Below are 18,955 nucleotides of genomic sequence, written 5' to 3'. Positions count from 1 at the left end.
GGTGACATCCCGCGCGGCGACGGTTCGCTTCTCTCAAGATCCCGCGGCGGGAGGGACGCTCCGCCCGCGGGGCAAAACTCACATCTGGCGCATCTCGGAGCGGTCGAGGGAGAGCGCGAGCAGCGTCGCCAGCGCACCCGACAGCAGGTACACGCCGACCATGGCGAGGCCGTAGGCGGTGGAGAGGTACAGCACCACGAGGGGAGCGAACCCCGCGCCGAACAGCCAGGCGAGATCGGAGGTGAGGGCCGCGCCGGTGTAGCGGTAGCGCGCCCCGAGCCGCGACGTCACGGCGCCGGCGGTCTGGCCGTAGGACAGGCCGAGCAGCATGAAGCCGATATTGACGTAGATCGTCTGACCGATGGCGGTCTCGCCGAAGATCAGCGGCGCCAGGATGCTGCCGCAGGCGAACGCGGCGATCAGCCCGGCGCTGATGAGCAGCACGTTGCGGCGCCCGATCTGGTCGGCGATCAGGCCCGAGGCGGCGACCGCGCCGGCGCAGATGAAGGCGCCGGAGAACTGCACCATCAGGAAATCCCCGGCGGAGCGGTCGCTCGACAGGACGAGCCACGCGATCGGGAAGATCGTCACGAGGTGGAACAGGGCGAAGCTCGCCAGCGGCACGAAGGCGCCGATCCACACGTCGAGGGCGTGGTGGCGGGCGAGATCGACGATGCCGACCGGCTCCAGCTGACCCTTGTCGAGGAGCCGGGTGAATTCCGGCGTCGCGACGAGGCGGAGCCGCGCGAACAGCGCCACCACGTTGATGGTGAAGGCGCAGAAGAACGGGAAGCGCCAGCCCCAATCGGTGAAGTCTTCCGGGGTCAGGTTGACCACGAAGAAGGCGAACAGCGCGCTCGACACCATGAAGCCGAACGGCGCCCCGAGCTGCGGGATCATCGCGTACCAGCCGCGGCGCTCCCGCGGCGCGTTGAGGGCGAGCAGCGAGGCCATGCCGTCCCAGGCGCCGCCCAGCGCGAAGCCCTGGAGCACCCGCAGCACCGCGAGCAGCTCGATGGCGACGACGCCGATCGAGTTGTAGCTCGGCAGGAAGCTGATCGCCGCGGTCGAGCCGCCGAGCAGGAACAGGGCGGCGGTGAGCTTCACCCCCCGCCCGTGCCGCTTGTGGACCCACATGAAGAAGATCGACCCGAGCGGGCGGGCGATGAAGGCGAGCGCGAAGATGGCGAACGCGTAGAGCGTGCCCGTGAGCGGATCGGCGAAGGGGAAGAACACCTTCGGGAACACCAGGACCGAGGCGATGCCGAAGACGAAGAAGTCGAAATATTCCGAGGCCCGCCCGATCACCACGCCGAGCGCGATGTCGTTGGGGCTGACGTCGTGGTGGCTCATGGCCACCTGCGCGTCGCGCTCGAGGGGGCGGGAATTGGCCGTGGCGTGGTCGGTGGTCATCGCGGGCAGCCGGCTCGCCTGAAGCTACGATCGAAGCCGCCGCCTTGCCGCGGCGTTCGGCACGTGCCTAGCCGAAGGCTTGACATCCGCAAAGTGTATTCGGCGTCGCGGTCGCTCGCACAGGACGGCCATGCAACGAAGGCAGAGCTCGCACGTTCTCGCGCGCGGAATACGGTTTAGTCCGCACGCAATGCATAATAGATCCGAATATTGGACTTGGCAGCGGCCGAGTCCGGTCGATTCGGCGCTTTTCCGCCGGTGCCGCGCGACCTCCGACCACCGCTCCCGCACGCCCGCGTCGAGGGGATGCGCCTTCCGGACGCGGCGCCTCTCATGACACGCGACGCTCCGTCACCCCGGAGCGCCGCAGGCGAACCCGGAAGGCCGGTGCCGAGCTCTCGGGAAAAAGCCCCCTCGGAGCGTCAGCCCGGGTTCGGAGCCCCGGCACCCCGCGGCGGCGCCTTGATCCGGTACCAGCCGACATAGAGCGCGGGCAGGAACAGCAGGGTCAGCCCCGTCGCCGCCAGGATGCCGCCGATCATGGCGTAGGCCATCGGCCCCCAAAAGACTTCGCGGGCGATCGGGATCAGGCCGAGGCTCGCCGCCGCGGCCGTGAGCAGGATCGGCCGCATGCGGTGGCGGGTGGCCTCGACCACGGCGTCCCAGGGCGCCATCCCCTCCGCCTCGCATTCCTCGATCTGGCTCACGAGGATCACCGCGTTTCGGACGATGATGCCGATCAGGGCCAGGATGCCGAGGATCGCGACGAAGCCCATCGGCTTGTCGAACAAGAGAAGGGCCGGAACCACCCCGATCAGGCCGAGGGGCGCGACGGAGAACACCAGGAAGAGCTTCTGGAAGCTCTGGAGCTGGATCATCAGGAAGAAGGCCATGGCCAGCAGCATCACCGGCACGACCGCCGCGATCGGGCCCTGGCCCTTGCCGGCCTCCTCGACCGCGCCGCCGGTCGCCAGGGTGTAGCCCTCCGGCAGCGCCTTGACGTAGGCGTCGATGGCGGGCTGGAGCGCGGCGACGACGGTGGGGGGCTGGGTCGCGTCGGTGATGGTGGCGCGCACGGTCAGGGTCGGCACCCGGTCGCGGCGCCAGACGATCGGCTGCTCCAGGTCGTAGTCGATCTTGGCAAAGGCCAGGATCGGCACGACCGAGCCGTTGGAGAGGGCGACCTGAAGGCTCTGGAGCGTGTCGAGCGAAGTGCGCTCGACGGTCCGCGCCCGGCCGACCACGTTCACGAGGTAGATCGAGTCGCGCACCTGCGTGATCGCCTGACCGCCGACGACGCCGTTGAGGATGCCGGCGATGTCCTGGCTGGTGACGCCGAGCTGGCGCGCCTTGTCCTGCAGGATCTCGACCCGCAGCACCTTGCCGGGCTCGTTCCAGTCGAAGGTCGGCACGGCCAGCCGCTTGTCGGTCGCGACGACGTCGGCGAGCTTGAGCGCGAGGCGGCGCACCTCCTGCACGTCGGGCCCGGAGAGACGGTACTGGATCGGGCGTCCGACGGGGGGCCCGAGATTGAGCGGCTGCACCAGCACGTCGGTGCCGACGAAGTCGTGCCGGCCGAATCGTTGCAAGCGCTCGATGACCCGGTCGCGGATCTCCAGCGACTTCGTGACGATCACGATCTGCCCGAAGAAGGCGTTGGCGAGCTGCTGGTCGAGCGGCAGGTAGAAGCGCACCGCCCCCTGGCCGACATAGGAGGACCAGCGCTCGATGTCGGGGTCGTCCTTCAGGTGGGCCTCGAACCGGTCCATCTGCGCCCGCGTCTCGGTGATGGTGGCGTTCTGCGGCAGGGTCAGGTCGACGAGCACCTCGGAGCGGTCGGAGGACGGGAAGAACTGCTGCTGCACGTGGCCCATCCCGACCACGGCCAGCCCCATCAGGGCGACGCAGACGATCACGGTGATCCAGCGCAGCCGCATCGCGACCCGCAGGGCGGCCATGAAGATGCGGGTGAACAGGCCCTGCTTCTCCGCGTGGTGCTTCATGGTCTTGGGCAGGATGGTCACGCCGAGGAGCGGCGCGAACAGCACCGCCACCACCCACGAGACGAGGAGCGAGGCGGCGATCACCACGAACAGCGAGTAGGTGTACTCGCCCGCCGACGAGCCGTTGAAGCCGATCGGCAGGAAGCCCGCCACCGTCACCAGCGTGCCGGTGAGCATCGGGAAGGCGGTGGAGGTGTAGGCGAAGGTCGCCGCCTTCTTGAGGTTGTCGCCGAGTTCGAGGCGGGCCACCATCATCTCGACGGTGATCATCGCGTCGTCGACGAGGAGCCCCAGCGCGATGATGAGCGCGCCGAGGGAGATGCGCTGCAGCGTCACGCCCATGATCTGCATGACCACGAAGACGATGGCGAGGACGAGCGGGATCGAGATCGCGACGACCAGCCCGGCGCGCAGCCCCAGGCTGACGAAGCTGACCACCAGCACGATGACGACCGCCTCGACCAGCGCCTTGGTGAAGCCGCCGACCGCCTCCTCGACGATCTTGGGCTGGTCGGAGACGAGGTGGATGCCGACGCCGATGGGCAGCTTGCCCTCGATGACGTGCATGCGCTCCTTCAGGTCCTCGCCGAACTTGAGCAGGTTGGCGTTGGGGCGCATGGCGATGGCGAGCCCGATCGCCGGCTTGCCGCCGACGCGGAACAGGGCGGCCGGCGGATCCTCGTAGCCGCGGGAGATCTCGGCGACGTCGGCGAGGCGGAAGAAGCGGTCGTTGAAGCGCAGGTTGACGTTGCGCAGCGAGTCTTCCGACGAGAACTGGCCGCTGACGCGCAGGCTCACCCGCTCGGGCCCGGCCTGGACCACCCCGGAGGCGGCCACCGCGTTCTGCGATTGCAGCGCCCTGATCAGCGCCTGGATGTCGATGCCGTAGCCGGCGAGCTTGCGGGTCGAGAAATCGAGATAGATCGTCTCCCCCTGCACGCCCATCAGCAGGGTCTTGCCGATATTGGGCACTTTGAGGATCTCGGTGCGCACGCCCTCGACGTAGTCGCGCAATTGCCGGTGGGTCAGGCCGTCGGCGGTGAAGGCGTAGACGTTGCCGTAGACGTCGCCGAACTCGTCGTTGAAGGACGGGCCCTGCACCCCTTGCGGAAAGGTGTGCTGGATGTCGCCCAGGCGCTTCCTCACCTGGTAGAAGGCGGGCTGGATCTCCTCCTTCCGCGTGGTGTCGCGGAACTGCACGAACACCGTCGCCTGGCCCGGCGTGGTGTAGCTGCGGACGTAGTCGAGGGCGTTGATCTGCTGCAGTTCCTTCTCGATCCGGTCGGTGACCTGATCGAGGGTGTCCTTGATCGTGGCGCCGGGCCAGCTCGCCTGGACGACCATGGTCTTGATCGCGAAGGGCGGGTCCTCCTCGCGGCCGAGCCGCGAATAGGCCATCACGCCGGCGACGAGGCAGACCAGCATCAGGAACCAGACCAGCGAACGGTGGCCGAGCGCCCAGTCGGAAAGGTTGAAGTCCTTCAAGGATGAAACCCTTCTACCGGCTCAGTTCCGGTCGTCGGCCAGCCGGACGGTCTGGCCGTCGCGCAGGGAATGGACGCCCGCGACCACGACCCGCTCGCCGGGTTGCAGCCCGGTGCGCACGGCGACGCGCCCGTGCCCGTCCGGCCCGTCGCCGTCGAGGGTGACGTCGCGGCGCGCGACCTGCCGGGTGTCGGCTCCGGCGGCCGGCCCGCCCGCCGTCTCGTCCCCCGGCTTGCCGGCCTCCGGCACGATCCAGACCGAGCGGCGCCCGTCCGCGTCGAGGAGGACGGTGGCGGGCAGGATGAAGCGGCGCTCGGTGCGGCGCTCCAGGGCGACGGTGATGGTCGCCCCCAGGCGGAAGGCGGGGCCGGGTTCCTCCAGGGTCAGGCGGACGCGGCGGGTGCGGGTGCCCGATTCGGCGAAGGGGGCGACCTCGCGCACCCGGCCGCGGGCGGTGATCTCCGGCGCGCTCTGGAGCACCACCGTGAACCGCCCGTCCTTCGGCATGGCGCCGGCCAGCGTCTCGGGGATGTCGACCACCGCCTCGCGGGTCTAGGGCCGGGCGAGCGTCACGATCCCCTGCCCCGGGCTCACCACCTGCCCGATCTCGGCGAGCCGCTGGGTGACGACGCCGTCGAAATCGGCGTGCAGCTCGGTGTAGCCGATCTGGTCGCGCGCCTTCTGCAGGCTGGCGCCGGCCTGGGCGAGGCGGGCCTGGGCGGTGTCGCGCCGGGCCACCGCCGCGTCGAGCTGGGCCTGGGTGACGTTGTTGCCCTCCAGCAGGCGCCGGGTGCGCGCCTCGGTGGCGCTCGCGTTCTCGGCCTGGGCCTTGGCGTCGGCCAGCTCCGCCTCGGCGCGGCTGAGATCGAATCGCGAGACGATCGGGTCGAGGGCGGCGAGCCGCTGACCCTTCTTCACGACGTCGCCGACGGTGACGTCGCGCGCCACCACCCGGCCGCCGATCTGGAAGCCGAGCTGCGACTGGTAGCGCGGCTCGACCGTGCCGGCGAAGGGGCCGAAGATCACGCTGTCGGTGGGCTGCGCCAGGACCGTCAGAACCGGCCGCACCGCGGGCGGCGCGGGTGCCTCCTGCGACGGCTGACAGGCGGCGACCCCGGCGACCAGGGCGGTGCCGGCCAGGGCCGCGCCGGCGAGGAGCGCGCGCCTCATCGTCCGCCCTCCCCCGCCGCGGCCTTCGTGGTTTCGTCTCGCGCGGCCTGCCCCGCCAGCGCGACGTGCTGGCCGGGGCGCAGGAACTGGATGCCGGCGGTCACCACCGCCTCGCCGGGCTCGACGCCGCCCTTCAGCACGATGTCGTCGAAACCGTAGCGGTCAATCTCGACGTTGCGGACCGAGACCGTGCCCGCGGCGGAGTCGTAGATCCACACCGCCGGACGATCGTCGGAGCGGTAGAGCGCCGACCAGGGCAGCACCACCGCCTCCCGCGAGGCGAAGCGGCCCCGGCCGATCACCACGGCGCCGAGCGACATCGCGGGCGGGGTCTCCGCCAGCCCGACCTTGACCCGCACCGTCCCGCTCGCCGCGTCCACCGTCGGCGAGATCTCGCGCACGTGACCCGCCGCCGTCACCGCGAGGTCGGACTGGAGAGTGACCTGGATCGTCTTGTCGCTGGGCGGGTGTGCGGTCAGCGCCTCGTAGACGTTGAACACCGCGTCGCGCGGGCCGTCCTGGGCCAGCACCATCACCGCCTGTCCCGACTGGACCACCTGCCCGACCTCGAAGGTGCGGCTCAGGACGATGCCGGGCACGCCCGCCCGCAGCTCGGTGTAGGAAAGCTGTTCCTCGGCGGTGCCGAGCGCCGCCTTGGCCGAATCGACCGCGGCCTGGGAGGTGCGCAGCTGCTGCTCGGCGTTGTCGTAGGAGGGCCGCGTGGTGAAGCCGCCGCTGATGAGCTGCTTCTGCCGCTCGAAAGTCACCTTCGCCTGGGTGAGCTGCGCCTCCGCCGAGACCAGGGCGGCGCGGGCGTTGTCGAGGTTGGCCCGCTGCACCAGCGGCTCCAGCACCGCGAGCACCTGGTCGGCGGTGACGTGGTCGCCGACCTCGACCCGACGCTCGGCGACCTTGCCGTTGGTGCGGAACGCGACGTTGGTCTGGGCCTGGGCCTGGATGTCGCCGGTCAGCACCACGTCGGAGGTGACAGCCCCCTTCGTCGCCGTCACCACGCGCACCAGCACCACGGACGGGTTCTCCGCGTCCGGGACGGCGGGGGCAGCGGGCGCATCCGCCGGGAACGCCGCGGTCACGGGAAGGGCCGCAAGGGCGGCGGCCAGTACGGCGGCGCTGAGGCGGGGACGGAGCCCTGAGGACATCGGCCGAGGTTCCGGGCAGAGGACGAGGCGTCGGATCGGAGACGGGACAGGCGGTCACGGTCCGAAAGGGCGGCTTTCGCGGCGCAGGCTTATCGCGTAAATTACCGACCGTCCAGACGGTTTTTAAGCGCTGCCGGCGGAAGGGGATCTTTTCGGATCCTCCGAAAAGTCAATCTGCGGCAGTGACTTAGCTTGAGGAACCGGATATGGCGTCCAAGGGTGGAGTTCGGGGTCGATCATGTCGCAGAGGACGCGCAGCCGCCGCGACGACCGTGCGGAAGCGATTCTCGACGCGGCGGGCTCGGTGCTGCGCCGCGGCGGCGCGCGGGCCCTGACCATCGATGCCGTGGCCGCGCAGGCGGGCCTGAGCAAGGGCGGAGTCCTGCATCACTACGCCTCGAAGGATGCGCTGATTCTCGCTCTGGTCGATCGCAAGCTGGAGGAGCTGCGCGCCGGCATCGCCGCCTGCGAGGCCGAGCGGGCGGGGGGCGCCACGGGGCTCGCCCTCGGAATGATCGAGCACCTGCGCCGCAGCTATTGCGCGGAGGACGAGTTCAGCCGCGCCCTGCTGCTCGCATCCGCCGAGAATCCGGATGCCCTCGCCGGATATCGCGCGTTCGTGGCCGAGCGGCTGGCCCGATTCGAGGCCGCGGAGGGACCCGCGGGCGTCGGGGCCGCCCTGTTCTTCGCGCTGCTCGGTGTCGTGATGGGCCGCACCCTCGGCTTCCATGATCTGAGTCCGGCGCAGATCGAGCCGCTTCTGGGAGCGCTGGAGCGCGCGGCGCGGGAGCTCGGCTGAGGCGGTCCGGATGCGCGGGGGCCGTCCGCGGAGGACGTCTGCCCGAATCGGGCGAGGGATTCGCGGTTCGATGCATCGTGCGGGACGGCCGCGAAGGGCCGGCGACGCCGCGGCACCGAAATGGTCTTTTCGAAAAGCTTACATCAAGGACGGTGGCCGGTCTGACGCCGGTCGCCTATTCTCGGTTTCGAGCCAACCTTGTCCGAGGGCGTAGCGGACGATGCTGGCGCGGGAGCGGAGACCGAGCTTCTTGCAGCCGCGGATCTTGTAGGTATCGACCGACGCCACCGAGATCGACATCGTGAGACTGACCTCCTTCATCGTCATGCCGAGGGCGATGAGCCGGAGCACCTCGCGTTCCCGCCCGGTGAGGCCCCCCTCTTCGCAAGGGTGGGGCGCTGGCGGTCCGGCCTCGGTGCGGTCGGCCGGTGCGGGCGTCGCCCGCATCTCGGCATCGACGTAGCGGCCGCCGGACGCGACGGCCTCGATGGCCTCGAGCAGGCTGGTGCCGGCGGAGCGTTTCAGGACGTAGCCCTGGGCTCCTGCGGTCAGCGCCTCGTCGACGAAGGCCAGATCCTCGTTGACGGTCAGGAAGATGACGTGCACCTCCGAGCCCGTGTCGCGGAGCGCGCGCGCGACGGCGAGGCCGCTCATGCCGGTCATGGTGATGTCCATGACGACGACGTCGGGGAGCGTGCGCTGGATGAGATCCAGGGCGTGCCGCCCGTCGCTCGCCTCTCCGACGACCTCGATGCCGGCGGTCTCGCCGAGCAGGCCGCGGACGCCGCTCCTGAAGATCGGGTGGTCGTCGATCAGGGCGACCCTGATCAATGCTCTTTCGGTGCACACATCATCCCCCTCTCAGCGGCAAACGTGCGAGAATCGTCGTCCCGCCGCCGGGGGGCGATTCGATCATGAGTCTTCCTCCGAGCAGCGTTAGCCGCTCGCGCATGCCGGCGAGTCCGAAGCCACTTGCTGCGCGACGGTCCTCCGGCTCCGGCTCGTCCACGAGCCCCGGCCCGTCATCCTCGATCGCCAGCGTGACGCCGGCCTGGGCGTATTGCAGCGTCACGGAGATGTGCTGCGCGCCCGGCGCGTGCTTGACGACGTTGGTCAGCGCTTCCTGAACGAGCCGGAAGATCGTCACCTCGATCTCCGGCGTGAGGGCGACCGTGGTTCCGGAGAGCTGGAATTCGATGGGGATCCCGCACCGATCCGACCATTCGCGCACGAGGCCGCCCAGGGCGAAGGTGAGGCCGAGTTCGGCCAGCGCGACCGGGCGCAACTCCCGAACCACCTGGCGCAGGCTGGCCGAGATCGCATCGACCTGCCTCAGCATCGCCTCGACTTCCGTCGGCGACGGCTCGCGCCGCAGGCGGTCCAGCCGCAGCTTCAGCCATGCGAGCTGCTGGCCGGCCTCGTCGTGGAGTTCGCGGGCGAGGCGTTCCCGCTCCGCCTGATGCGCCCGGTAGAGCTGGGCCAGGACCGCGTCCCGGTCGCGCTCGGCGCAGGCACGGGCCTGGGCGGTGCTGCGCAGGTTGGCCAGAAGCAGGTCCCGCTCGCGCAGCAGCGATTGCAGGCGGCGCTGATAGCGCTCGCGCTCGGCGAGTTCACGCCGCAGCATCATCGCCTCGCCCGCCAGCAGGTGGAAGCGCGCGTCCCGCACCGGCAGGAGCCGCAGGAGGACGAGGGGATCGATGCTCTCCCGCGTCAGGCGGCAGCCCTGGCAGCGGTAGCGGTGCACCCCCGCCCTCCGCTTGACCGCGATCACGCCGGGGAGCGGTCGCCGCGTCGCCCCGGCCCGAGCCAGGAAGGCCGTCGAGGCCCTGCCGGTGAGATGGATCCGGGTCGGATCCTCCCGCGTCAGCAGCAGGCGGGCGGGGTTGTTCGCGTAGGCGACGCTGCCTGAGCGGGCGACGACCAGCACGGGATCGCCGATCGCCTCAAGGGCGCGCACGGCCTCCGCGCTCAGCGAACCCGAGCCGGCCCGTTCCGGTGCCACGTCCTGATCCATCGACGAGGCCCCCCAGGGAGGTCAGTGGCCGGGGGGGCGGAGTCGATTCGGTCGGTCCCACGCACGACGCGGCGCGGGACATGCGGGGAGTGCCTCGCACGACGCCGCGCGCGGCGGCGTCGTGGTCGGTTTCAAGCGCCGGCGGAGGCCGCCTGCCGCGATGACTGAGAACATCGAAGCCCCCCAATTGCCTACGGCCGCCGCGATGACATGATCCAACCGAGCTATGAACCGGACAATGGATCAGGACCGCACAATCAACCGTAAGGTTGTAGGATACGACTCCGTTGCAGCGCGGTATATAACAAAAGTGTTTTGTGGATACCTCGTTGTTGATAGTCCAAAGGGCGTATTCAATGGTCGCTCGTGGGGGGCTCGGGATTTTTCTGGCTTCGATCCGAAGCGAAAGTGAGCGTGTTAAATTATATTTGCCTATATAGGGTAGTCTCTTGAGAGAAACTTGCCGGTCGCCGGCGGCGTGTTAAAACTCGGCGGCGTCGAGCTTTGCTGTGATGCGGCTGACCTGCGCTCACATGCCTGCCTATAGTTTAAATCGATGGGCCGTCTGTCACCTGGCGTTGTGCGGTGCCGTGCGGACCCGTCGCGGACGATGAGCCGGCCTCTCTTGCGCACGGAGTGTGATCGTCGAGACCAATCGGGTCCGTCCCGAACGTTGATTGCCGCCAGTGGAGTAAATGCGAAGCTATGTGGCGGATCATCATCGCGGATGACCAGAAAAGCTTTCGCGTCGGCCTGCGGAAGGCTCTGGAAGTTGGTTCGAGCGGGCTGATCATCGTCGACGTCGCCGGGGCGTCCGAACTGCTCGGTCACCTTCGATCGCCGCTGAAGACCGATCTCGTCATCGTCGGATCGCGCCTCCTTCCGGCCGGGGACCCGACCTATCTCGGAGCCCTGAAGCGGGCGGCCGGGGCCGCGCGCCTCCTGCTCGTCGTTCCGCATGCCTCGGCCGACCTGTTCCAGGATGCCCTGAGTCTCGGCTTCCACGGGCTGATCGTCCGCCGGCAGCGACCCGAGGAAATGCTCGAGGCCATCCGCACGACGCTCGACGGCCGGCTCTACGCTCCCAACACCATCCTCGCCGTGAAGCCGCCGGAGGCCGCCCCCGCCATGCGGCCGCCGGAGCGCGGCGCCCGGACGATCGGGCTGACCCTGCGTCAGCGCGAAGTTCTGGCCCTGATCGGCAAGGGCCTTTCCAATCGAGAGATCGCGTTCGCGCTGAACATCGCCGAGGCCACGGTGAAAATCCATGTTTCCGCCGTAATCCGAATGCTCGGCGTCAGGAATCGGACCGAGGCTGCGCTGCTCGCGCCGACCATCCTCAAGGGTAAAATCTAATACGAACTGGATAGGTCCTGTTGGGGTGTCCAAGTTTTTTCTGACATGACAGGGAAGCTCCCATTCGGTCTAGTTAATTTGTGCCTAACATCCTGCGACGCACAATACCTCTGTGCGAACGGCCCGAATAGAATGTGGCAGTCAGGAAGAACCGGCGCAGGAGGTTCTCGGCAGATCAGGGGAGTAGCTCCGATGGAACACATCGATACGCTGATTGTCAGTGACAATCGCATGGTGAGGGAAAGTTTGGTCGCGCTTCTATCGGGCACCCGCTTCACGGTGCGGCAGGTCGCGGCCAGCCCGGCGCTGCACCTGTCCGGCCTGGAGGCGGCGCGCTTGGCGCTCGTCGTCATCGACGAGGAGGCGGCGTGCATCGTCGGGCAGGTCGCCGAAGCGCTGCCCGAGGTCAAGATCGTGGCGCTCGCGCTGCGCGACACCGAGGGGCTGATGCTGCGCAGCCTCCAGCTCGGCGCCTCGGCCTATCTGACCGAGGACGTCTCCCCGGCCGACCTTCTCAAGACCCTCGAGGTGGTGATCGCCGATTGCGCGGTGCTGCCGATGAGCTTCCTCGGGCGCCTGTGCCTGGCGGCCGACCCGGTGCGGGCGCCCGGCCCGGTCACCGCCCTGACGGGGCTCCAGCGGGCGGACGGCACCTCGCTCTCCAGCCTGTCGAGCCGCGAGGTCAACATCCTCGAAGGTCTCGCCCTCGGCGAGTCCAACAAGGTCATCGCCCGCAACCTCGACATCGCGGAGGCGACGGTCAAGGTTCACGTCAAGGCGATCCTGCGCAAGGTCCGGGTGAAGAACCGGACGCAGGCCGCGGTCTGGGCGATGAACAAGGGCATCGTCAGCCACGGAAGCGCCCCCGCCGAGCGGTTCGGAAGCCTCCTGCCTCCCCTCCCCCTGGTCGCCGCCCGCGACGGCTTTTCCTCCGCTCTGGTGGCGGCGGTTGCCTGACGATCGCCTGATGGTCGCCTGATGATCCTGCGGCGCCGTGAGGGCCCGGCGCCGCCGCTGCCGCAACCCGTGCGGCTCAAGCATCATTCCAAGCGTCATTCGAGCCAGAGACGAGGAAGCCGGCGATGAAGGTGTCCGTGGTCACCCCGACGCTCAACGGCGTCGAATACCTGCGCGAATGCATCGAATCCTCCCGCGCCAGCGCCCGCAACGGCATCGAGGTCGAGCACGTGATCGTCGATGCGGGCAGCACCGACGGTACCGTGGAACTCGCCCGGAGCCTCGGCGCCACGGTGCTCCAGGGCAAGGATCGCGGCATCTTCGACGCGATCAACAAGGGGTCCTTCGCCGCCTCGGGCGAACTGCTCGGGTTCCTCGGGGCCGACGACGTCCTGCTCGAAGGCGGCCTGGAGGCCGTGGTCGAGGCCTACACGACGCAGCGTCGGCGCTGGGTCGTCGGCGGGATCCGCTGGATCGACGGGCGCGGCCGGGGCCTGGGCGGGCTCGCCGCCCCGCCCAACTGGATGACGCCGCGCATGCTCGTGTGCCTCGGGTGGAACCCGGTGATGCACATGGCGACCTACATCGCGCGCGACTTCTACGCCGAACTCGGCGGGTTCGATCACGCCTTCAAGGATTGCGGCGACTACGAGATGTTCTGCCGTGCCCTGGCGCGGGAGCCCTACGCGCGGGTCGGCCGCCCGGTGGCCTGCTTCCGCCGCACGGGCCAGAACAACAGCGCCAACCTCGCCCACAAGGCGCGGGCGCTGGGCGAGGTCGCCCGGGTGAAGGCGGTGCACGGGCCGTCCTCGCGCGCGGAGGACCTGTTCTGGCGCTACGCGCTGAAGGGCTACTTCAACGCCCGCAACCCGGACTGGCTCGTCAGCAAGCAGCTCGATTTCGGCCGCAGCCGGCTGAAGCTTCAGCCGCACGCCCATTTCTGATGTCCCGCGCGGCCTCTCCTCGATCCCACCCCCGCTCCCGCCGGGCTCGGGGCGGGCGCGGCCGGACGACACGGTCGCATGCCGGCGGAGAACGGCCATGGAGACGGCCATGGGGACGGCCATGCGGACGGTGAACGAGCGCCCCCGCGCGGCGGCGTCGGACCCTCATCCGGGGCCTCCCCGGATCCTCGAACTCGGCCTGATGCCGCTCGTCACCGCCGCCTTCCCCGACCGCACGACCTTTCTCGACACGCGGCTGCGCTGGGCCGACGTCCGGACCCGTGCGCCCCGGTCCGGCAGCCTGCCCGTGCGGCTGCTGAGGCTGGCGCGGCGGGTCGCCGGCATCGGCCGCACCTGCCTCGTCCAGGACTACGACATCGTCGTGGCCCGCTGCGTCGGCCCGGTGAACAGCGCCGGGCGACCGCTAGCCGTCCACGCGGCCCTGAGCCTGATCGGCCTCGCCTTCCGCGGGCTCGTCCTGTTCGCCGCCCGCGGCGGCCGCGTCCGGCTCGCGATTCTCGACGTCACCGACCACCTCACAATCCATCCGCGCGACCGCGCCTTCCTTCGCCGCTGCGACCTGTTCTTCAAGCGGGAGCTCGCCGCCAACCGGTGGAACACGCTCGAGACGGTGCTGCCCCGCGGCGCCTGCGCCGGCCATGCCCGGCAGGATCCCGCCTGCCTCGCGCTCCGGGCCAAGCTGCGCCCCTTCGCCCTCGGGATCGAGGCCGCGGCGCTGCGGCCGCCGGTTCCGGCTGCCGCGCGCAGCCATGACCTGTTCTACGTCGGCTCGGCCCAGGGAATCGCCTTCCGCGAGGCCGTGAACGCCGTCCTGCCGCGATTGGCGGCCCGGGGCTGGCGCATCCACGCGCCCGCGCACCGCCTGGGCCGGGATGCGTTCGCGGCGGCGATCGCCGGCAGCCGGTTCTGCCTGTCGCCGGGCGGCGTCGGCTGGGACTGCTACCGGCACTACGAGGTCGCGTCGCTGGGCAGCGTTCCGATCTTCGATACCCGCCCGCTTGCCGGCATCGAACCCTTCCTGCACGGCCGCGAGGGGTTCTACCTCGACCCGCAGGAGGATCTGGAACGGGCCCTCGACCTCCTGCTGCGCACCGACGACGCCGAGGTCGACCGGATGACGGCGGCGGCCCAGGCCCTCGTCGAACGGGTCTACACCTTCGACGCGCTCGCCCGCTACGTGATCGCCGAGACGCTGGCCCTGGGTCCGCTCCCCCGGCCGATCCCCCCGTCCGCGGAGGAGGCGCTCGTCACGGCCGAAGCCGGCCACCGTCAGCCCTCGTTGAACTGATCCGGACGTCGCGCGCAGACCCCGCGGGAACGCGCTCATCCCGATCGAGCCTGTCCCCCAGACGGGATCACCGTGGCAGCCGGGCCGCCCCGCCCGATCGCGCGTGCATCCATGTTGACAGAGACTGCCGCACAGATCCCAACAATTTCAACAACTTAGTTCGGCGGCTTGGAAGCTCCGGCCCCAGAATTTCCCGTTGTTTCTCAACGGGGCCGAGGGCGTTTGGAAACCGATTTCAGCCATGCGACGCCACGAGCTTGAGTCGATGCCGTCCGGCTTCTGCAACCTCTGGGCGCAGGTCGTGGCGCTCGCCCTGTTTCTCGTCGGCCTCGCCAAGCTCGTCGACTGGATCACGGGCAAGCTGCGCGCCGGAACGAAGGACGCGGTGTCCCCGCTGACCATCGACATGGCGGCGGCGAAGATCGAGATCCGACAGCTCGACGAGAAGCTCAACGCCTTCAAGATCGAAGTCGCCCGAACCTACGTGACCGGCGACGTCATCACCCGGCTTGAGCGGCGGATCGATGATCTGGTGTCCTCGGTGCGCGACGAGATGGAGACGCGGCGCGAAATGCTTCAGGCAATCACCGGCCGACCGCCCGGCTGATCCCCGCTATCCACAGCTGTCCATACACCGCCCCGGGGCTTCGGCCTCGAGGCCTTTTTGGTGTCCGAGATCCAGCGCTCTGAGCCAAGATCAGCCGCGGGGCGTTCTCGTGATAAGCATACCTCCTTCCGCCTCACTGCCACCGGAGGGGCGATCTCCCAATGCTTTCCAAATGTGGTTTGGACTGCACAGCCCGCGCCATCGCTCCATTCTACCCGATATGAGCTTTTTCCCCGCGAGCAGTCCAAAGCTCGCGCCATCATGTTCCAAAAAGAAGCCTAGCCTCTCTTTGGACCCTCAAGATATTATTTTTAATGTAATGCAGCGCACTAATCTGTTTGTCGATCAGCGCTCGCGGATCTTCGACCTCATCGCGCCTCATTGACACATAAAACTCAAATCCACCCACAGTTGGCAAGGTCAAGTCGTTTAACACGAAGGGAAATAATTTAAGACGCGTTGCCGCCTCGATGACATCAAGGAAAGACAGCGGCGTGAATGCCCAGCAGTGACAGCTTCGATAAGCGCCCGTCCTATGGTCGTTGATTGCGTTGTCGTACGCCAGTGCCAAGGCATCCTCACCGCAGTACAGCGGCGCTTCGTTCGGGTTTCGTCCATTCCATATCTGGACGGGTTCGATTGCTAAAGCTTGATAGGTGTGGGTGAAAATCTGGCGCACACTCGGCCGATCATAGCCATGCACATCCGCCTCAACCAACTCAGCAATCGTGCTGTCAAAGCGTGCCGCATCGAACATGAGGCGCCGGTCTGGAAGGGAAAGATTCAGTACGCCGCGCGGCCGTAGGACGCCATGAATGCCGCGAAACCACCCCAGGAGATTCGGTACGTATTGAGCTACCTGCACGGCGATCGCGAAGTCATAATCTCTCCGACCAAGAACGACCGCAAGCGATCCCGAGCCCGCCCACGCGTAGTCGATCGGAACCGCGCCCGTCAGACCAGCGCTTGCTCGTTTGTCATAGTCGATGTAGGTGATGCTGAGATCAGTGGGTAATTCGATAGGGTTGTTGGCCGGTCCAAATTCGAGGCCGCGACCATTCGCCAAGTCGATGTCGTGCGTTAGTCGTTCATATTTCTTATTTCTAGTCCGCCATATCAGAGCTTGCTCAAGTGATCTGGTGCCTCGACGCATAATATCTCAACCTTTAATATCTTAAGTAGGATTATAGTCTGATTCATCTGTAAATGGCAAGCTACATATGATCGAGAATCGCATTATCGATCTAACGTGTCCTTTTGGCTTTGTTGTGGTTCTTCGAGTTGCTATTAGTCGGATATGCAGCTGGTGATTGTTGTTGGCAGTCCAGGTGGCCAAGCAATTTTCATGACTCGGCGCTCGTTTCCTTCCGCGCCGCCGCGAGCATCCACTTCCGCACCTCGGCGAGCCGCTCGTCACCGCTGAAGTCGGCCGCCGCGGACTCCCGTCCGACGGTCTTGTAGATCTCCCGCACGGTCGCCTCGTCCAGGCCGAGACCGTGGGCGAAGCCGAGAAGTCCGCGCATCTCGGCGGCGGAGCGTTCGGTGTTGATCATAAGTGACCCGGCCACGGCTTCGGCTCACACCCCCAGCCGGTCGCCTCCAGCCCCTCGTAATGCGCATCCATGTCCCGTATCACCTGGGCGCCCGCTTACCGCACGCGGCACATCGAGCGTTCTGGCCGAGCCGCGAGCGTCTCATCGCCGGCGGCAGGCCGGACAGCTTCACCGTCGCATAGCGGCCGCACGAGCAATGCAGTGCGATCGACGCCATGCCCTCGGCGATCCAGTCGGCGACGGTGGGGTCCCTTCCCTTCACGCCTTCCGCGCCCATGCGAGCAGGATCGCCGTGCGCACCGCCCCCGCTTCAGGCTCGGGCTGCTCTCGCGGTTGGCAACGACTTGGTTCACCCAGCCATGCCCGGCGACGGCCGCGCCGAGGTCGAGCATGTAGCCATCGGCGATCGGGTGCGCGTCGGTCTCGGGCTAGTCGAGGTACGCATCGACCGCCGCGCTTATCTGCTCGTCGGTGAGGGCCTTGAACAGCTCGCCGACGCAGGGGGATTCGGGCATGGGCAGCGGCGAACTTTCGGCATCAGGTGGCCCATCCACAGGTTGACGGGCGGTCCGGCTCAGCCTATCTGAACCCCGCACCGCACGCGAGGCTTGGAAACCAAGTCTCGGCGATTGGAAATCGGACGGAAATTCCGTTGATTTCACAATGTGTTCGGTGGGGGATAGTTTAACGGTAGAACCGCGGACTCTGACTCCGCTAGTCCTGGTTCGAATCCAGGTCCCCCAGCCACTGAAGCTTCTTAGCCAATTAAATCGTCGAGCGTCTCGCGCAGTCGTCCTGCGGAGCGGGCCTCTTGCTGCAGGCCGCCTCACGACGATGCCGTCTCGGAGGCCCGCGGTGCCGAGACGAGGCACGCGTCGTCACCGATCACCAGAACCTGTGGTCGCCCGATTTTAAGTCGGACGGTGCGTCGTCGGGAGCCAGATCACGAAGATCGAGCCTCGTTCGAGCTCGCTGTCGACCGTGATGGTCCCGCCGTAGCGGGCGATCAGCGTGTAGCTGATCGAGAGGCCCAACCCCGTGCCGCCATGCGTCCGGGTGGTGAAGAAGGGGTCGAAGATCTTGCGCAGCCGGTCGGCCGGAATGCCGATGCCGGTATCCGCCACCTCGATCGCGACGCCGTCGAGGCCGGAGCGGTCCTCGTCCCGCGTGCTCAGGCGCAGCAGGCCGCCCTCCGGCATGGCGTGGATGGCGTTGACCATCAGGTTGATCACGACCTGCTGCAGCTCCGTCCGGCTGACCTCGACGGTGCGCGTCGCCGTGTCCCCCCTCTCGATCGCGACGGCGGCGCGTTCGAGGAGATGGCGGACGAGCACCAGGCAATCGGTGACGACGTCGGCCGGCACGACGGTCTCGACATAGCCGGCATACTCGTCCGGACGGGCGAACTGCAGCAGACGGGTGACGATCATGTTCACCCGGTGGACCTGCTGGTCGATCAGGTCGAACTCGGTCCGGACCTCGTCGGCCGCGGGGCCGAGCGCCTCGCGCGCGACCTCGAGGTTGCCCTGGATGACGGCGATCGGGTTGTTGATCTCGTGGGCGACGCCGGCGGTGATCTCGCCGATCGAGGCGAGCTTCTCGGACATGACGAGTTGCCGGCGGGTCTCCTCGAGCTGGCGGGTGCGCTCCTCCACGCGGGCATCGAGCTCGCGCGCGAAGGCCCGCAATTCCGCGTCGCGCGCCTGGAGACGGTCGAGCAATTCGTCGAAGCGGCGGGCCACGAGCCCGATCTCGTCCTGGCTTAGAACGGTGCCGGTCCGGGCACCGAGGTCGCCGGCATCGACGGCGGCGATCGTCCGGTTCATCCGCTCCAGCGGCTTGAAGATTGCCCGGGCGAGGCGGAGCAGGAACGGAACCGTCACGAGGGCGGCGATGGTGAAGGCGGCCACGACCGCCGCCACCATCGCCCAGCGCGCCAGCCGGAACGGGCGTTCGAGGAAGCCGACATAGAGCATGCCGACCCGCCGGCCGGTGCTGTCGGTGACCGGCTCGTAGGCCGAGATGTAGCGGTCGTTCACCACGAACGCGCTGTCGAGCCAGATGCGGCCCCGGCCGAGCACGGCGTCGCGCACCTCTCTCGAGACCCGCGTGCCGAGGGCGCGGCGGCTGCCGAACAGGCGCACGTTCGTGGCGACCCGGACGTCGTCGAGGAACAGCGTCGCGA

At 68.2% G+C, this 18,955-nt stretch carries 15 protein-coding genes, 1 tRNA gene and 1 pseudogene; 7 read left to right on the top strand and 10 right to left on the bottom strand.

Annotated elements, in window-relative coordinates:
- Window positions 1-78 precede the first annotated feature (78 nt).
- The 4 genes and pseudogenes from MFF42_RS09390 to MFF42_RS09375 all read right to left on the bottom strand — a co-directional run bounded on the left by MFF42_RS09390 (window position 79) and on the right by MFF42_RS09375 (window position 7,231).
- Complete coding sequence (locus tag MFF42_RS09390) at window positions 79-1,413, bottom strand: MFS transporter (RefSeq protein WP_238255494.1); 1,335 nt, start codon at window positions 1,411-1,413, stop codon at window positions 79-81.
- Between the two features lie 422 nt (window positions 1,414-1,835).
- Window positions 1,836-4,901 (bottom strand): efflux RND transporter permease subunit, encoded by a 3,066-nt coding sequence (locus MFF42_RS09385; protein ID WP_238255493.1) that lies wholly within the window; start codon window positions 4,899-4,901, stop codon window positions 1,836-1,838.
- A gap of 21 nt (window positions 4,902-4,922) precedes the next feature.
- Window positions 4,923-6,071, bottom strand: a pseudogene (locus MFF42_RS09380) (efflux RND transporter periplasmic adaptor subunit).
- Complete coding sequence (locus MFF42_RS09375; protein WP_238255492.1) at window positions 6,068-7,231, bottom strand: efflux RND transporter periplasmic adaptor subunit; 1,164 nt, start codon at window positions 7,229-7,231, stop codon at window positions 6,068-6,070. The pseudogene MFF42_RS09380 and the gene MFF42_RS09375 overlap by 4 nt, the downstream one beginning before the upstream one ends.
- Before the next feature lie 238 nt (window positions 7,232-7,469).
- Here MFF42_RS09375 and MFF42_RS09370 point away from each other — a divergent pair, with 238 nt between their 5' ends.
- A complete protein-coding gene (locus tag MFF42_RS09370; RefSeq protein ID WP_238255491.1) occupies window positions 7,470-8,030 on the top strand; it encodes a TetR/AcrR family transcriptional regulator in 561 nt (186 codons plus the stop codon).
- A gap of 138 nt (window positions 8,031-8,168) precedes the next feature.
- Here MFF42_RS09370 and MFF42_RS09365 read toward each other — a convergent pair whose 3' ends face one another.
- A complete protein-coding gene (locus tag MFF42_RS09365) occupies window positions 8,169-8,861 on the bottom strand; it encodes a response regulator transcription factor (protein WP_238255490.1) in 693 nt (230 codons plus the stop codon).
- Between the two features lie 19 nt (window positions 8,862-8,880).
- Window positions 8,881-10,044, bottom strand: coding sequence for a sensor histidine kinase (locus tag MFF42_RS09360; protein ID WP_238255489.1), 1,164 nt, complete (start codon window positions 10,042-10,044; stop codon window positions 8,881-8,883).
- Window positions 10,045-10,749: 705 nt separating this feature from the next.
- On the opposite strand from MFF42_RS09360, the gene MFF42_RS09355 reads away from it, so the two are divergent.
- The 5 genes from MFF42_RS09355 (at window position 10,750) to MFF42_RS09335 (ending at window position 15,217) form a co-directional block, all read left to right on the top strand.
- Window positions 10,750-11,400: a LuxR C-terminal-related transcriptional regulator gene (locus tag MFF42_RS09355; protein WP_238255488.1), complete on the top strand. Its 651-nt coding sequence runs from the start codon at window positions 10,750-10,752 to the stop codon at window positions 11,398-11,400.
- A gap of 192 nt (window positions 11,401-11,592) precedes the next feature.
- Window positions 11,593-12,357, top strand: coding sequence for a LuxR C-terminal-related transcriptional regulator (locus MFF42_RS09350; protein ID WP_238255487.1), 765 nt, complete (start codon window positions 11,593-11,595; stop codon window positions 12,355-12,357).
- A gap of 125 nt (window positions 12,358-12,482) precedes the next feature.
- Window positions 12,483-13,301 carry a glycosyltransferase family 2 protein gene (locus tag MFF42_RS09345; RefSeq protein WP_238255486.1) on the top strand — a complete coding sequence of 273 codons (819 nt, stop codon included), beginning with the start codon at window positions 12,483-12,485 and terminating at the stop codon, window positions 13,299-13,301.
- 97 nt (window positions 13,302-13,398) lie between these two features.
- The gene (locus MFF42_RS09340) at window positions 13,399-14,610 is read left to right on the top strand and encodes a CgeB family protein (protein WP_238255485.1); all 1,212 of its coding nucleotides are present in this window, start codon (window positions 13,399-13,401) and stop codon (window positions 14,608-14,610) included.
- Between the two features lie 265 nt (window positions 14,611-14,875).
- The gene (locus MFF42_RS09335; RefSeq protein WP_238255484.1) at window positions 14,876-15,217 is read left to right on the top strand and encodes a hypothetical protein; all 342 of its coding nucleotides are present in this window, start codon (window positions 14,876-14,878) and stop codon (window positions 15,215-15,217) included.
- 259 nt (window positions 15,218-15,476) lie between these two features.
- Here MFF42_RS09335 and MFF42_RS09330 read toward each other — a convergent pair whose 3' ends face one another.
- From MFF42_RS09330 to MFF42_RS09320, 3 genes are all read right to left on the bottom strand, one after another.
- The gene (locus MFF42_RS09330) at window positions 15,477-16,283 is read right to left on the bottom strand and encodes a class I SAM-dependent methyltransferase (protein WP_238255483.1); all 807 of its coding nucleotides are present in this window, start codon (window positions 16,281-16,283) and stop codon (window positions 15,477-15,479) included.
- 277 nt (window positions 16,284-16,560) lie between these two features.
- A complete protein-coding gene (locus MFF42_RS09325; RefSeq protein ID WP_238255482.1) occupies window positions 16,561-16,785 on the bottom strand; it encodes a hypothetical protein in 225 nt (74 codons plus the stop codon).
- A 64-nt stretch (window positions 16,786-16,849) separates the two neighbouring features.
- Window positions 16,850-17,047: a hypothetical protein gene (locus MFF42_RS09320; RefSeq protein WP_238255495.1), complete on the bottom strand. Its 198-nt coding sequence runs from the start codon at window positions 17,045-17,047 to the stop codon at window positions 16,850-16,852.
- Between the two features lie 396 nt (window positions 17,048-17,443).
- Between MFF42_RS09320 and MFF42_RS09310 the strand changes: the two genes are divergently transcribed.
- Window positions 17,444-17,517 (top strand) — tRNA-Gln (locus MFF42_RS09310).
- A gap of 164 nt (window positions 17,518-17,681) precedes the next feature.
- Here MFF42_RS09310 and MFF42_RS09305 read toward each other — a convergent pair.
- Window positions 17,682-18,955: sensor histidine kinase (locus tag MFF42_RS09305; RefSeq protein WP_238255481.1), on the bottom strand; the 1,274-nt coding region annotated here is incomplete at its 5' end.

Origin of the sequence: Methylorubrum podarium (assembly GCF_022179745.1) — a bacterium.
In the GTDB taxonomy this organism is placed as follows: Bacteria; Pseudomonadota; Alphaproteobacteria; order Rhizobiales; family Beijerinckiaceae; genus Methylobacterium; species Methylobacterium podarium.
This window is presented reverse-complemented; position numbering and strand designations above follow the sequence as displayed.

Coding starts and splice junctions, on each gene's coding strand:
- MFF42_RS09340 (WP_238255485.1), top strand. CDS start 13,399: ATGGAGACGGCCATGGGGACGGCCATGCGGACGGTGAACGAGCGCCCC.
- MFF42_RS09375 (WP_238255492.1), bottom strand. CDS start 7,231: ATGTCCTCAGGGCTCCGTCCCCGCCTCAGCGCCGCCGTACTGGCCGCC.
- MFF42_RS09320 (WP_238255495.1), bottom strand. CDS start 17,047: ATGGGCGCGGAAGGCGTGAAGGGAAGGGACCCCACCGTCGCCGACTGG.
- MFF42_RS09355 (WP_238255488.1), top strand. CDS start 10,750: ATGTGGCGGATCATCATCGCGGATGACCAGAAAAGCTTTCGCGTCGGC.
- MFF42_RS09370 (WP_238255491.1), top strand. CDS start 7,470: ATGTCGCAGAGGACGCGCAGCCGCCGCGACGACCGTGCGGAAGCGATT.
- MFF42_RS09390 (WP_238255494.1), bottom strand. CDS start 1,413: ATGACCACCGACCACGCCACGGCCAATTCCCGCCCCCTCGAGCGCGAC.
- MFF42_RS09350 (WP_238255487.1), top strand. CDS start 11,593: ATGGAACACATCGATACGCTGATTGTCAGTGACAATCGCATGGTGAGG.
- MFF42_RS09360 (WP_238255489.1), bottom strand. CDS start 10,044: ATGGATCAGGACGTGGCACCGGAACGGGCCGGCTCGGGTTCGCTGAGC.
- MFF42_RS09345 (WP_238255486.1), top strand. CDS start 12,483: ATGAAGGTGTCCGTGGTCACCCCGACGCTCAACGGCGTCGAATACCTG.
- MFF42_RS09335 (WP_238255484.1), top strand. CDS start 14,876: ATGCCGTCCGGCTTCTGCAACCTCTGGGCGCAGGTCGTGGCGCTCGCC.